14 protein-coding genes are annotated in these 14022 nt (G+C 32.4%); 7 read left to right on the top strand and 7 right to left on the bottom strand.

Annotated elements, in window-relative coordinates; genetic code table 11:
* The first annotated feature begins 2 nt into the window (after window positions 1-2).
* The 3 genes from trmD (at window position 3) to AC1RPG_RS02750 (ending at window position 2402) form a co-directional block, all read left to right on the top strand.
* Window positions 3-734 (top strand): tRNA (guanosine(37)-N1)-methyltransferase TrmD, encoded by a 732-nt coding sequence (trmD, locus tag AC1RPG_RS02760; RefSeq protein ID WP_481761269.1) that lies wholly within the window; start codon window positions 3-5, stop codon window positions 732-734.
* Window positions 735-864: 130 nt separating this feature from the next.
* Complete coding sequence (gene rplS / locus AC1RPG_RS02755; protein WP_057973468.1) at window positions 865-1212, top strand: 50S ribosomal protein L19; 348 nt, start codon at window positions 865-867, stop codon at window positions 1210-1212.
* 791 nt (window positions 1213-2003) lie between these two features.
* Entirely contained in the window at window positions 2004-2402 is a 399-nt protein-coding gene (locus AC1RPG_RS02750) for a hypothetical protein (RefSeq protein ID WP_481761270.1), read from the top strand.
* 420 nt (window positions 2403-2822) lie between these two features.
* Here AC1RPG_RS02750 and AC1RPG_RS02745 read toward each other — a convergent pair whose 3' ends face one another.
* A complete protein-coding gene (locus AC1RPG_RS02745; protein ID WP_481762175.1) occupies window positions 2823-3293 on the bottom strand; it encodes a transposase in 471 nt (156 codons plus the stop codon).
* Between the two features lie 200 nt (window positions 3294-3493).
* Between AC1RPG_RS02745 and AC1RPG_RS02740 the strand changes: the two genes are divergently transcribed.
* On the top strand, window positions 3494-4813 hold the full coding sequence (locus AC1RPG_RS02740) for a PTS transporter subunit EIIC (RefSeq protein ID WP_481761272.1): 1320 nt from the start codon (window positions 3494-3496) through the stop codon (window positions 4811-4813).
* The gene (locus AC1RPG_RS02735) at window positions 4803-5672 is read left to right on the top strand and encodes an alpha/beta hydrolase (protein ID WP_481761273.1); all 870 of its coding nucleotides are present in this window, start codon (window positions 4803-4805) and stop codon (window positions 5670-5672) included. The genes AC1RPG_RS02740 and AC1RPG_RS02735 overlap by 11 nt, the downstream gene beginning before the upstream one ends.
* A 367-nt stretch (window positions 5673-6039) precedes the next feature.
* Here the strand turns inward: AC1RPG_RS02735 and AC1RPG_RS02730 are convergent, their stop codons facing one another.
* On the bottom strand, window positions 6040-6738 hold the full coding sequence (locus tag AC1RPG_RS02730) for a VIT1/CCC1 transporter family protein (RefSeq protein WP_481761274.1): 699 nt from the start codon (window positions 6736-6738) through the stop codon (window positions 6040-6042).
* Window positions 6739-6756: 18 nt separating this feature from the next.
* Window positions 6757-7437 carry a VIT1/CCC1 transporter family protein gene (locus AC1RPG_RS02725; RefSeq protein WP_481761275.1) on the bottom strand — a complete coding sequence of 227 codons (681 nt, stop codon included), beginning with the start codon at window positions 7435-7437 and terminating at the stop codon, window positions 6757-6759.
* Between the two features lie 131 nt (window positions 7438-7568).
* Here AC1RPG_RS02725 and AC1RPG_RS02720 point away from each other — a divergent pair, with 131 nt between their 5' ends.
* Window positions 7569-8024 (top strand): Fur family transcriptional regulator, encoded by a 456-nt coding sequence (locus AC1RPG_RS02720; protein WP_481761276.1) that lies wholly within the window; start codon window positions 7569-7571, stop codon window positions 8022-8024.
* A 189-nt stretch (window positions 8025-8213) separates the two neighbouring features.
* On the opposite strand, the gene AC1RPG_RS02715 is transcribed toward AC1RPG_RS02720, so the two are convergent.
* The gene (locus AC1RPG_RS02715; RefSeq protein ID WP_481761277.1) at window positions 8214-9428 is read right to left on the bottom strand and encodes a multidrug effflux MFS transporter; all 1215 of its coding nucleotides are present in this window, start codon (window positions 9426-9428) and stop codon (window positions 8214-8216) included.
* 49 nt (window positions 9429-9477) lie between these two features.
* Window positions 9478-10464, bottom strand: coding sequence for an MBL fold metallo-hydrolase (locus tag AC1RPG_RS02710; RefSeq protein ID WP_481761278.1), 987 nt, complete (start codon window positions 10462-10464; stop codon window positions 9478-9480).
* 117 nt (window positions 10465-10581) lie between these two features.
* On the opposite strand from AC1RPG_RS02710, the gene AC1RPG_RS02705 reads away from it, so the two are divergent.
* Window positions 10582-10938, top strand: a complete 357-nt coding sequence (locus tag AC1RPG_RS02705) for an iron-sulfur cluster biosynthesis family protein (protein WP_481761279.1) — start codon at window positions 10582-10584, stop codon at window positions 10936-10938.
* 44 nt (window positions 10939-10982) lie between these two features.
* Here the strand turns inward: AC1RPG_RS02705 and yjeM are convergent, their stop codons facing one another.
* Window positions 10983-12455 (bottom strand): glutamate/gamma-aminobutyrate family transporter YjeM, encoded by a 1473-nt coding sequence (yjeM, locus tag AC1RPG_RS02700; protein WP_481761280.1) that lies wholly within the window; start codon window positions 12453-12455, stop codon window positions 10983-10985.
* 33 nt (window positions 12456-12488) lie between these two features.
* Window positions 12489-13925 carry a C69 family dipeptidase gene (locus AC1RPG_RS02695; RefSeq protein WP_481761281.1) on the bottom strand — a complete coding sequence of 479 codons (1437 nt, stop codon included), beginning with the start codon at window positions 13923-13925 and terminating at the stop codon, window positions 12489-12491.
* Window positions 13926-14022 lie beyond the last annotated feature (97 nt).

Below are 14022 nucleotides of genomic sequence, written 5' to 3'. Positions count from 1 at the left end.
ATATGAAAATTGATGTTTTGAGTTTATTTCCAGAAATGTTTGATGGTCCCATGAAACAATCAATTGTTGGTAAGGCAATTGATAAGGACGTTCTTGATTTAAAAATTACTAATTTTAGAGATTTTACAACTGATAAACAAAATCATGTGGACGATTACCCATATGGTGGTGGTGCAGGTATGTTATTACAAGCACAGCCAGTTTTTGACACTTTAGAAGCTGTTCAAAAGGAATCTGACACAAAAGGTAAAGTTATCCTTTTAGATCCAGCAGGACGTAAATTTGACCAAAATGTGGCTGAAGAATTTGCGAAAGAAGAACATCTAACATTTATTTGTGGTCACTATGAAGGCTATGATGAACGTATCCGCGAACTTGTAACTGATGAGGTTTCACTTGGTGATTACATTTTAACGGGTGGGGAACTAGGAGCCATGGTCATGATTGATGCGACTGTTCGATTGTTACCTGAAGTTTTAGGCAATAAAGAATCTGCTCCCGGAGATTCATTTTCAAACGGCTTGTTAGAATATCCGCAATATACACGGCCAGCTGATTTTAGAGGGATGAAAGTTCCTGAAGTTCTAACAAATGGGAATCATAAATTAATCGATGAATGGCGTCAAAAAGAATCATTGAGACGAACATTTGAGAGAAGACCAGATTTGTTGAAAGATATTCAATTATCTAAACAACAAGTTGAATGGTTAGCTGACATAAAATCTGGAAAGTAAAGGAAATAACCTTTACGCCTATAAAGTAATATGATACAATTTTAAAAGTGGTTAAAAGCCACATAAAATTACGATATTCCGCTGGCATAGTGAATGTGAATGAATTTCTGTTGAAAAGGAGATCCAAATTATGAGTCCAATGATCGCAAAACTTACAGAAGCACAATTACGTACAGATATTCCTGAGTTCCGCCCAGGTGATACTGTTCGAGTTCACGCCCGTGTTGTTGAAGGCACACGTGAACGTATCCAACTTTTCGAAGGTGTCGTTTTAAAACGCCGTGGTAAAGGTATTAGTTCAAGTTACACTGTTCGTAAAATTAGTAACGGTGTCGGTGTTGAACGTACTTTCCCATTGCATTCACCTCGTGTTGCTAAAATTGAAGTTATCCGTCATGGTCGTGTTCGTCGTGCTAAATTGTACTACTTACGTGCCCTTAATGGTAAAGCTGCTCGTATTAAAGAAGCTCGCCGTTAGATTGACGTTGAAAAGCCTTGGTAATCAAGGCTTTTTTATTTGTCTAAAAATTTGGTAGACCTATATAATTGAACCTTGCTTCAAAAAGTCGCATTAAAGTCGCTAAAAGGGGCAGAAAAGGGGCAGAAATTATAAGTTTTCGATTTCTAATTAAAGTTTATAATTAATATTTTCAATAACATATAGATATATTTTTATCAATTTTTTAATTCTTTTTGTGCATTACGGAAAAAAGTATTAATTTAAGAGGCTGGCTTTTTTAAGTTTTTAAAGTATTAACTTAGATTAATATTATAGTTAAATTATTTGAAGTAACATTAAAATTATGATAGCGTTAGATTGTTGTTAATGAAAAAGTATTAAAGTAATAGCTATTTTAATGAAGTTTTGTTCAGTATTATTAGTACCTAATCATATTTATGCTCAGGATACATTTATGAGCCGTGATATAACTAAAGCATATAATATAGGAGTCAAAGAGGGTAAAATTAAGCAATAGGATATGAACTATCAAGAGTTTTATGATTTGTGTAGTTCATCTATTTGGCCTGTATATGAAAATCAAGTTAAGCCGGGTGCTAAAACTACTCTTACTGAAATGATTGCATAAGATGACAAAGCAAAGCATGCGAGCAAGAAAGATTTTTTTCAGCAATATACAAAAAGGGTGCTCATGTTGAGGCATATAGAAAAAAGAAACATTATGGATTGCTTGGCAATTTTAGTAGTCCGTTCAAGCCAAATGATATTCATAAAATAACATCATAATAATCTGAGAGAGGGGTTTTAAAATGAAAGTAATTAAAGAAGCAAGCGGATGGATACTTCGGGGACTACTTCTTTTTAGTGGATTATGTTATGGTGGTCTCATTTATCCAAGTATAGTAATACATGGAAAATTAGCGCCATTTTCATATTATTTTGGAGGCACATTATGGGACGATTTGGCAGTGGTCATGGGATTATTAACATTTTTATTGTTAATAATCCTAGCTATAATGCCTAATAGATATTTAAAACGTTTTTGGAAATATTTTTTTATTATTACAGTGAGTATATTAGTACTTTCACTCCCAGGTGGTGCATTTTTGTTATTAACTATAATTCCTTTGTGGGAACTGATTATTATATTGGTAATAGAATGGGGAATTACATTAGGGCTTTTGTTTATAATCAAAAGCGTAGATTAAATTGGGTCTGCGTCAAATAGTGATGGTGAGACAATAAACGTCTAATCTAATTAAGGGAAATCCAAAAGGATTTCCTTTTTTTAGTTATGAATTAATAAAATTCTTTCAAAAAGATGATGTCAGTTTCCGAAACCGTAACTGCTACGTTTAAGTGTTTTAATTTTTCGATTAAGTCCTTCTATAGGACCGTTTTAATAAGTTGAAGATAAAAATATTTTCAATATAATGTGGATTCTTTATGAAAGTGGTTATTACAGTATCCATTTCACTGTTATTTGGTTGATAGTTTTCTAATAACTGAGTTTTTAAAGATTTATATTCTCTATTTTTATGATCAATTATCTGATTTAAAGTATCTATACGAACACAATCTAAGGCTTTACCAGCCAGTTAAACTAAATGAAAACGATCAATAATTATTTAAGCATTTGGGAATAGTTGATGAATGATACTTTGATATTGAGCATTCAGGTCTACAACAACAGAGGTTACAAATTGTCTTTCTTTTAGAATATATGCATTAAAAAAATGTTCCTTAATAACACTGTTAAAACGATTAGGCAGTATCGCTACAAAATTATGTGTTTCAGCATCAATCGCACTTTGACATGAAGCCCAAATAAAGCGTTGGTTCCGTAATCGCAAATGAAATTCATAGCCATTTACGCTAGAAATTCTAGCATTAACTAAACGTGTTCCATTTTTGATCATAGTTAAATAGCCACAATCTGGGTCTCTTGGAGGTATGTATGTTAATGGTGCATCTATGATATTAACTTTTCTTTTACGTGATACTATTCTAACAAAATCATCGGAAACGTTAATTTTCTTAATATTTTCGTCTTCTGTTCCTAATAGTAATAGTGCGGAATTAATTGTGATCATCAGCATCCCTCGCTTTTGATTATGTTTTGCAACTTAATCATAGCAGGGGCCGGTGGCCTCTTTTTTTGTTTTCAGAATAAAAAACTGGTGTTGATGAATTTTATTTTACCAACACCAGAAAGTGTACACCCTCAAAGTTTATAATTAACATTTTGTTGTTGGGTTACTATTGGTTTATAATAAAAAATAGATAAGGGGGTTATTCAATGAATAAACTATGGGTGACGTTTTCGCAAAAATTGTTAAGAGTTGATTTACGTTTTAAAAAAACTTTTGTTTATCAAGCAATTGAAAAAACATTTGCAATTATCTTACCGTTTATTATTATTGGAAGTTTTAGTATGGCGCTTAGTTCTAGCGTTTTATCAGAACAAGGGTTCTTTAATCAAGTATATAATATTTCATCATGGTTACCTTATGAAAAAATCATAACAAATATATTCGAAATTATTAATACAGTTACAATGAGTTTTATCGCAGTAATGACAGCTTTTTTGAGCGCAAAATACATGACTCGGTCCTTTAAAAAAGATGAACAAATTGCAGGATTCACTGGGGCAGTCGGGATGCTTATTTTGAATTATAATTTATCAAGTTTAAACCCTGATAGTGATCAGGGGACATTCTTGATTCAAGAGTTAGGTGTTAAAGGGATTTTTATCTCACTGATTTTGGGGGTCTTTGTAGGATATATCTTTAAATGGTTTTCACCTAAAAATAAGCAAGAAAAAGTAGATCAATATACATTTATTTCTCGTGGTTTAGAGAGTCTGTTGCCGATAGTGATAATATTGGGGATTTTAATTGGACTAGTCATGTTAGTTTCATTGGTTAATCAAATCGGTGTGAATGGTCTCTTATATTCTATGTTTAGATTAACAGAAGTTAAATCAAGGCATTTAATTATAACTATTTTATTTTTATCCTTTTTCAATACTGTTTTATCTGGTATAGGAATTTCTGGTTCTTTAGGAATTGCACAAGGCGGCTTAGATGATACTTCGGTTGTCAGTAACTTAAGTTATGCGTTAAAGCATGGCACGTCTTTTGGTGTACCTTTTCCTATCTCTATACATACAATTTATGACAGTTTTGGTAGCTTTGGTGGAACAGGAATGACCTTATCTTTAATTATAGCAATATTGATAATGTCTAAAAATAAAAATAGTCGTAAAATAGCAAAAATATCAATTATTCCAAGCTTTGTGAATATTAATTTTCCATTGATGTTTGGGTTACCAATTATTTTAAATCCTATTTTAATGGTTCCGTTTATCTTATCACCCATCGTTTCAATGTTGATTGGGTACTTCTGTATTTACTTTAAGTGGATACCTCCAGCAGTTTACAGCTTACCTGAAACGACTCCAGCACCATTAATGGCATTTTTAGGAACTGATGGGTATTGGAGTACATTAGTTGTATCAGGAATTGTGCTTATTATTACAGTTTTAATTTATATGCCGTTTGTAAAATTAAATAATAAGGCAATGAATATTGATGGAGGTAAGCTAAATGAAAAATAAACGGAAAATAGTTAAATACGTGTTTATTTGGATAGCTATCTTAGCTTGTTTTTTAGCTGTTATCGTACCGGCAAATACATGGAACACTAAAAAGGTCAAAACAAGCCGAATTATTCATAATTCAAAGTTAAATCCAGTTATTTTAATACCAGGAAGCAGTGCAAATCAAGATCGATTTGATGAATTGATTGATGTTTTAAATACTTCAACAAATCGAACGCATAGTTTGTTAAAGATAACGGTTCAGAAAACTGGAAAACTTAAAATTACTGGTAAAATAGCTAAACGAGATATGCAACCTTTCATAGTTGTTGGTTTTGAAGATAATTCGAATGGCTATAATAGTATAAAAAAACAAGCTAAATGGTTTGATATAGCGTTTACGTATCTTGCTGATAAATATAAATTTAATCAATTTAATGGTATCGGGCACTCTAACGGAGGTCTTATTTATACGACATTTTTAGAAGAATATTTTGATGATAAAGCGGCCTCAATTAATACGTTAATGACGATAGGTTCACCATATAATGGTGAAGAAACTAATCAGAGTACAAGAACACAGATGTTAGCGGATTTTGTAAAGAATCGAAAAAAAATTCCAACTAACTTAGTGTTGTACTCGATTGCTGGAACAGATAATTACAATAATGATGGAATTGTTCCATATCAAAGTGTTAATGCCGGAAAATATATTTATCAAAATCAAGCGAAATCCTATACAGAAATAACTGTCACAGGAAATGAATCGGAACATTCTGATTTACCACAAAATAAGCAAATTGTTGCTTTAATTGAACAGTATATTATTGCTTCCCAAAATTCTAAAAATAGTGGACCAGATGATAAGAAAATTTAGAGTAGTGCTTGATTATTATTGTGATGAACTATGTATAGTTGCACATTGTAAAAATAGTCTTAATGATCTTAAATATGTACAGTATATCAATTAAACAGACAATGTCGATGGCGAGTGTTGTATTTAATTATTGAAAGTAGTATAAAATATAGGCCTTTGTTAACTATTGCTGATCAATGATATTAAAAAAGTTCTAATCGCTAAGTGATTAGAACTTTTTTGTATGAATTTTAAGAGTATAAAGTGGTTTAGTTCAAAATTTATAAACATTTTGAAAGCTAATGCGCTATATAAAATGTATCTATGACAACAAATAAGTTGGGAAAAAATATTTAACTAGTTTGGGCGGGGTTTCATAATGATATGTCTAAAAAAACTGGCCAATTCCATAATGAATTAACATGGTTATTAAACCAATGATAATATTTCGTATAATGGCAACTTTAATTTTACCATCACCTAATTTGGAGCTAATAAAGGCAGTTAAAGCTACAGCTACTGAAACCGCAATAATTGTACCTATCATTTTCCAATTGTTTGGTAATATAATAATGGCAAGTAGTGGGAAAATACCACCTAAAGCTGCAGAGATTAGTGAGGAAAAAGCGGCATCCCAAGGGTTCATATAGTGTCCTAATTCGAGACCGTATTTAACATTAATAATCGTTTCTAGTGGCTTTTTTTGCATTAATTCTGTAGCAATTTCAAAAGAGGTTTCTTCAGAAACGCCCTTAGCCGTATAAAAATTTTGAACATCATGAATTTGATCAGTACGACTCGTAATCATACGCTGTTTTTCGACGGCAACAGCTGCTTTTTCGGTGTCACTTTGTGAACTGACAGAGGCATATTCGCCAGCTGCCATAGAAAATGCGCAAGCTATTAGATCAGTTAACCCAGCGATGAAAATAATGAAATTATCTGTTGTAGCTGCTGCAACACTGAACAGGACACCTACAACAGTTAAAATACCATCATTAGATCCTAGTATACCTGCACGAAGTGAATTAAGTTTTTCATCCATTGTTTTGTATTTTTTTTGTTTAATTTTGGTTTCAGATGTCATGAAATTAAGTGTCCTTTCCTAATGAGCAAATAAAGTACCAATAAAGTAAGTGACTAGCATTGTTAAAATACCAGAAATAATATTACGAATAACTGATTTTGTCCGATTTGAGTTACCCAAAGTTGCAGCACTAAATCCTGTGATAGCTAGTGCAATAATGACAGAAATAGATGTGGCAATGACCTTAAATTCAGCAGGGAATAAAGTAATTGCAAGTAGGGGCAGCAATGATCCAATCGGAAAAGAAATCATTGATGCAATCGCAGCCGCATAAGGATCCGTATAGACGTTAGGATCAAAGCCATATTTTTCACGTACAATAGTATCTAATGGGTTAGCCGACATCATTTCATCTGTAGCTTTTAATGCTAAGGATGAAGAAATACCTGTTTTAAAATATTTTTGATAAACATAATTATATTCCTTATCATAATTATGTTTTAGATTGTACTTGGAATTGGCAGTAGCAACTTCTTGCGAATCTTTTTGGGTACTTACAGAAACATATTCTCCCATAGCCATTGAGACAGTACCGGCAAGCATACCAGCAATACCTGAAATGAAAATAGAAAAATTATTGTTCGTAGCGCCAGCGACACCAATGACAATCCCAGCAACGGAAAGAATACCATCATTAGCTCCCATAACACTAGCTCTTAAAACATTTATTTTCTGAGATAAAGATAATTTTTTAGACATAACTCTCTCTCCTTTGTTATAATGATTCTAAATATATAATCATTATAAATCAATTCAATAGATAAAGTCCACATATTTTATGAAATATGAGATAATGAACAGAGTGAATTAAGAAAATGGGGGTCGTTAAATTGATCGATAAAAATCTTGACCAGGCTTTAGAAATTTTAAAAGAACGTGGCGTACGTATAACACCACAGCGTAAAATAATTCTTGAATATTTAGTAACGCAACATAACTACCCATCTGTTGAACAAATTTTTAACGGAATTAAAGATGGAAGCGTAGGGTTAGGCATAGCTACCGTTTATAATACGTTACAAATATTAGTTGCTCAAAAATTAGTGATAGAATTGTCTAATGGCGATGATGGTAAAATGCGCTACGATTATTTTGGTATTCCACATTATCATGCTATCTGTCTTAACTGTGGCAAAATAACAGATATATTTACAGAATTAACTTTTCATGAGGCAGAGCAAGAGGCGGAAAATAAAAGTGGTTATATAATTGAAAGTACACATGTCGAGACGTTTGGATATTGTCCAGAATGTCAAATAAAACTGGGTTTAACAGAAAATAAATAATATATATCAGTAGATAAAATAAGCTTTAAAAATATGGTTGGTAGTACCAATTTGTAGATAGTACCCATTTTACATAAAGGTTACAGCTGTACAAAATCAGATGTCACACCTTTAGTATAAATAATTAAAGAGTTATATTATTAAGTTTTTGCGTTATACAAACTAATATTTCCACAAAAAAAGCAGAACTTATAGTTCTGCTTTTTTTGTGGAAATATTTAAGTAAATGACCAAGGCACAAATTTCACACAGTAAGATTAAAATTGTCATTGGAACATAAGAATGATCCCCCATAATCCCAACGAATGGAGAAAGAATACTTCCAACTAGATTCATACCAACACCAAGTATGGCAGAAGCACTTCCTGCGTGTTGCCCTTGTTTCTGCATAGCTAATGAGAAGGCCGTTGTATTTACGATACCAACCATTGAAACAATTAAAAATAAACTGATGAGCACTAGTAATAACGAGTTACTAATAAATAATGAGGTCGTTAATAGTAGACTACCAAGTAAGGCAAGGTAAACACCTAATTTTAGACCAGTCTGTTCAGAAAAAGTATCTGAAATTCGTGAACTTAATTGAGACATTATAACGATACCTAAACCATTAATTGCATAGACTAAACTGAACATATTAGAGGATAGACCAAAAAGATTTTGTAAAACAAATGATGATCCAGAAATATAACAGAACATTGCACCTGAGATAAAGCCTTGAATTAGAGCATAACTCAAGAAAAATTTATCAAAAATTAAACTTTTAAGAATTTTTTTCGTTGAATCACCAGTATTTGATTGCGACTTCTCTGGCACAATCTGGTTAGTTTCTGGTAACGTCACTAATACAAGAAGAAATAAAAGAAAACCAATTACAGTTAAGATAACAAAGATACCGCGCCAAGATGTGAATTTTAGAATAAAACTGCCAAGTATGGGCGAAATAATCGGGAAAATTCCATTAACAGCCATTAAGAGCGAGAAAAAACTGGTTAATTTTTTTCCGGTGTATAGGTCTCTAGCAATTGCTCGAGAGATTACAAGACCAGCAGATCCCGCTAAACCTTGCAATAACCGGATAATAACCAAAATTGTTATATTCTGACTTGTTGCTGCGATGATAGAGGTAACAGCGAACAAGATGAGTCCCAAAAGTAATGGCTTTCTACGGCCAATTTTATCACTGTAGGGTCCAACTATTAATTGGCCAAGCGCCAATCCAAGTAAACAAGTCGTAATCGTCAACTGGGTAAGCGATGCAGTTGTATGTAAGTGTTGTTGAATAACTGGTAATGCTGGTAAATACATGTCCAATGATAATGGACCAAAAGCACTTAATGTTCCTAATAAGAAGGTTAAAAATAATTCATGTTTTTTAGGATTTTTAAAATAAGAAAAAACCAACAAATTCACGTCCTTTTAAATGATTAATAAATATACCATAGAATAAATATTAATAAGTTACAATAGTATTGTTAAAATTTTGGTCTATCAATATAAGTTGCTTAGGTTTATGCGTTAATCGATTTAACAATTCAGGTACTTCTAATGAAGATAAATGTGAATTGATTGGGAGACTATCTTTATTATTTTCCAATAAATCGGTCAGTGAATAGCTATTTTGGGTAGACAAATTAAAATCGCCTAACTTATTTTCTATATTTACCAAGATATATTTCTCAGGATGCCTTTTAATTCCTACAGAAGTAGCATCATTTAATGAAATCACTTCTGAATCAGGATAAAAATACGTCAATAATTGGGAGGTTGGCTTATCTAGTACGATTATTTTTTCTAACTTGTTAGCTACTGTCGCTAACTTATGAATTAAATAAAGATTTTCGTTGGCAACGTTAATAGCAGTTAATTCTTCGACTTTTAAAAGTTTAATGAGATGATCTAGAATCGTAATTTCAGTGTAGTAATTAGTATCTGTTGTGTCGACAGTATTTAAAATTAGAACATCTAAAGGTAGTCGGTTTAAGTCGTGAATCCATTTCTTCGTTCTCTTTTTATGAGGTCCAGCTAAGCGAGTATCACCAGCTAAGAAGGAGTACTTCTGCTTTTCATCTTCTACTAAAAAAGCTAATGAACCCGTGTGTACTGAATCTGATAAAAAACCAATCACTGTAAAATCTCCAATAGTTAGTGCGGTGTTAATCGGAATAATTTTGTAATTTAAGTGTGTTTCACTAATTTTACCTAGTAAGACAAATTGTTGTTTTAATTCAAATGCCTCTTTGGATAAATAGATAGGTAATTTTTGCATCATAGAAGATTCAAGAATTTTTTCATGGATATCTATTGAGAAGTATGAAAGAAAAAGAGCGTCTGCTTGTTCATTTAGTTGTGAATTAACGTTAAATTGAAAGATTGAATGTGAACTTTTAAATTGTGAACTACTATCAAATAAGTTGTTTACTATACTAATTTTGGTCATTATATTCCTCTCTTTCTAATTAGAACTATCATACCATGATGAACCTGAGTCGTCATGCTTGTCTAAAATAATCAGTGGTGTACAATGTAATTATTAAATAAGAAAGCTGGTAATTTCATGTATTTAAAAATAAGTGAAGACGCAAAAAGCAAGATTATGAAACTTATGGGTAATGATTCAGAAATCTTGCTTGATTTTGACGATGGTGTTGGTGCTTTATCAAATGAAGGAACATGTACGTTAGATTCAAGCTTTAGAATGTTAGTAATTGATGACCAGAACGATAGCAAGGCATATGATGGAACAATTGATTCAGATTTAGGTCCCATTAGAGTAAAAGGGTACAGCAAAACTTATATGGATGAGAACATGCAACTTGTCGTTAATGAACGATTCAACAGTTTAGCATTACATGGAGATAATTCAGGACTATTAACAGGTAATGTTAGCTTAGAAAGTCTTGTTAAAAACTAATAAAAAATCGTAAACAATAAAAATTGTTTACGATTTTTTTTAGTTTATTTTTTAATTTTTCTCTCATAACGTGTGTAGTAAAGGAAAGCAACTAGTCCAGAAAGGACAGGACCAGATATCATCCAGAGAGCATTACTTAATGTATCGCTGATAACAGTGAAAATAATTCCAAAGGCTAAAACTAACCAGACGACAATAGTAATAATATTTGTAAGTGTTCTATTCTTATAAACTTCAAAAGGTCGATTTAAGTCTTGACGTTTTTTAAAGAATGGAAATGCACCAATTAAAAATAGATAAGGTACAGAAGTTGAGATATTTCCCATTAACGTTAATTTTGAATAGAATAATGTTGAATTTGAACCTCCAAATGAAACAGCCATGATAATGACAATAACGACGGCAGCTTGAATCCACATTGCAAATTCAGGCATACTATGCTTATTTAATTTCGTCATTTTTGCTGGCCAGATATCCTTAGGTGTTCCAAGAATAAATGATTTGAGTGGTGAGTAAATCAAGACGAAGAATGCACCTGTATAAGCCATGAACATACTTAAACCAGTAATTCTAGCAAGTGTATGACCAAAAATTGTCGAAGCACTTGCGCTCATACCAAAGCTTTGACCTGCAAAATTACCTAAGTTTTCCATCAATATGTAAGAGATGTTACCTAAGTTGGCATTTTGACCACCAAGTTTACTCCAGTTTGTACTAACACCCCAGAAGAAGATTGAGATTGAGTAAGCAAAAAGAATTAATAAAGTGGAAATGATTAAACCCTTTGGAAAATTTTTCTTAGGATTTCTAATACTATCTGTAACACCACTAACTGATTCCATACCACCGTATGCAAAGATGGCAAAAACAATAAATGAAATTAGGGCGATAGGTGATTGATAGCTAGGATTTCTAGAAGTTATAATACTTGTCATACCATGCCATGGTTCTTGGAGTGCACCATGATTAACAATTAAAATAACAATACTTAATAGTAAAAAGATAGCATTTAAACCTAAAATAGCAATACCACCAACTGAAGAAATCTTGGCAATACTACTGATACCTCGACTAGCGACAAAGGTAACTAGCACAATCCAAAGAATTGCAAGAATACCGATAGTTTGTGTTGAAGATAGGCCAAAGATAGCCCAAGATTGTGTTTGATCACTTCCAGAAAAAATTGTTGAAAGTGGAATCCAAACTTTAGATGCAATTGATACCATCCAGACAATCCATGCAAAAAGCCAAATAAATGTTCCTGTGAAAGCAAGTTTGGGGCCAATTGATTCAGCTAACCAAGAATAAATGCCACCTTTTGATTCATTTAAAGCTGAACCATATTCTGCAAACATCAAAGCAGTTGGTAAGAAAAAGAAGAATGCTGCTAAAACGTACCAGATAATACTAGCGTAACCCATTTGAATAAAGGCGACGGGAGTATTTGCAAATCCAAAAATAGTTGTAAAAATCATTAAAATGAAACTTGTTAGGGAAATTTTCTTTTGTTTGTCCATAAGACTTTTGTAATTCCTTTCGGTTTCTTATATTTATAAGTTTTGGTCAGTTTTAAAATTTAATGGTGATAGGTCAGTTGATAATGTAATTAGCTGACTAATTAAGGCCTTAACCTTGATTTCAGCAGCTTCAGTAATTTTTAGATTTTCTTCAGTTAAAAAATCTGTTAGGTCTGTACCACTTTTAGAAATTGCCTCTGTTTGAATCCGTTTTACGGAGGCATTGAATTGGATAATTAAATCTTTTTGGAGATCTTTCAGTAATGAGCTAAATTCTAAGTAATGTGAATCAACCAAAATACCTAATTGTTTATATAACCAGTAAGCAGATTTGTCATCATATACATCGGTACCAATTTTATAATTCTCCGGTGTATCCGTAATACCAGCAAAGAAAGGTACATAAGCACTTTGAGCCGTAACACCCATTGATAGCCAATGGATACCACCAATTTCAAAAGGTAAATCAGGTCTAATTTGTAAAATATGAGACTCTTGTGTTTTTGCTAAACTAATGGGTCTGAATTTATGTTTATCACTGATTGAACCAGTTCCAATCGGATCATATTGAGTTCCTTGGAAATGTGAGCCAAGAATTTGTTCTAAATCTTCACGTTGAATTAAATGATCAGCCTGACGAATGAACGGTAAATTCATACTCATAGGATCTTGTGAAGCAACTGATGGTGTTAAAAGTAATTGGCCATACCAAACTCTTGGTGTGCTGTAAATGGCATCAGATTGATCATGAGTTCCAAAGATATCTCTAAAATTAAATGAATCTTTTTGGTTATTTAAATGATTATCAGAAACAAATTTCTGAATACCAGAACTAAACATAAAATTAGCGGAATCAGTAAAGTTAATTTCTTGAATAGCTAGTTGGTTGGCAACAACTGCATAAGAATCATCCGGAATACGTTGCGCAACCCAATGGTGACCGGTTGCAATTTCCATATACCAAACATCTTTTTGATCAGAGAACAAGACACCATTTGTTTCACTTGAACCGTATTTTTCTACTAATGATCCAAGGTAACTAACACCTTCTTTTGCGGAGTGAATATAGGGAAGAGTAATTGTTACAATTGCTTCCTCACCAATTCCGTTTTCAGTTAGTAAGGGATCGTAACTGAGAACCCGGCTATTAGCGTATGCACTTTCAGTAGCGCTCATAGCCACACCATATTCATTAAAGCCATCTTCTTCAAAAACACCAAATTTTGGTGTCCATTCAGGAGTAGCTGAATATTTACCACGAATTTTTGGTAATGGCATTTTAAAGTGATTATCTGGTGATTCAAATAAAGGTGATTGTTCAAATTCTGTATGAGCATGAATAACAAAATGTTTTGGCCATGCTGTTTTTGCATCTTCATTACGGCCAATAAAAGTCGACCCATCTGCAGTTGCTTTAGAACCAGCTAAAACACTTGTACATGCTGAAAAATTAAAAGGGTCTGTCGTCATGGATATTTCTCCTCCCAGTAAATAAATTTAGATATTACCATTTTATCATTTAATTGCTATTTTTAAACGCCATTTGTAAATAAATATTCGTATTTAA

It is taken from the genome of Dellaglioa sp. CoH-57-MRSF-18 (assembly GCF_056781995.1).
This window is presented reverse-complemented; position numbering and strand designations above follow the sequence as displayed.

Excerpts from the sequence above, each read along its gene's own strand:
- yjeM (WP_481761280.1), bottom strand. The coding sequence starts at position 12,455 with ATGGACAAACAAAAGAAAATTTCCCTAACAAGTTTCATTTTAATGATT.
- AC1RPG_RS02725 (WP_481761275.1), bottom strand. The coding sequence starts at position 7,437 with ATGTCTAAAAAATTATCTTTATCTCAGAAAATAAATGTTTTAAGAGCT.
- AC1RPG_RS02730 (WP_481761274.1), bottom strand. The coding sequence starts at position 6,738 with ATGACATCTGAAACCAAAATTAAACAAAAAAAATACAAAACAATGGAT.
- AC1RPG_RS02750 (WP_481761270.1), top strand. The coding sequence starts at position 2,004 with ATGAAAGTAATTAAAGAAGCAAGCGGATGGATACTTCGGGGACTACTT.
- rplS (WP_057973468.1), top strand. The coding sequence starts at position 865 with ATGAGTCCAATGATCGCAAAACTTACAGAAGCACAATTACGTACAGAT.
- AC1RPG_RS02705 (WP_481761279.1), top strand. The coding sequence starts at position 10,582 with ATGTATTTAAAAATAAGTGAAGACGCAAAAAGCAAGATTATGAAACTT.
- AC1RPG_RS02740 (WP_481761272.1), top strand. The coding sequence starts at position 3,494 with ATGAATAAACTATGGGTGACGTTTTCGCAAAAATTGTTAAGAGTTGAT.
- AC1RPG_RS02710 (WP_481761278.1), bottom strand. The coding sequence starts at position 10,464 with ATGACCAAAATTAGTATAGTAAACAACTTATTTGATAGTAGTTCACAA.
- AC1RPG_RS02745 (WP_481762175.1), bottom strand. The coding sequence starts at position 3,293 with ATGCTGATGATCACAATTAATTCCGCACTATTACTATTAGGAACAGAA.
- AC1RPG_RS02695 (WP_481761281.1), bottom strand. The coding sequence starts at position 13,925 with ATGACGACAGACCCTTTTAATTTTTCAGCATGTACAAGTGTTTTAGCT.
- AC1RPG_RS02735 (WP_481761273.1), top strand. The coding sequence starts at position 4,803 with ATGAAAAATAAACGGAAAATAGTTAAATACGTGTTTATTTGGATAGCT.
- trmD (WP_481761269.1), top strand. The coding sequence starts at position 3 with ATGAAAATTGATGTTTTGAGTTTATTTCCAGAAATGTTTGATGGTCCC.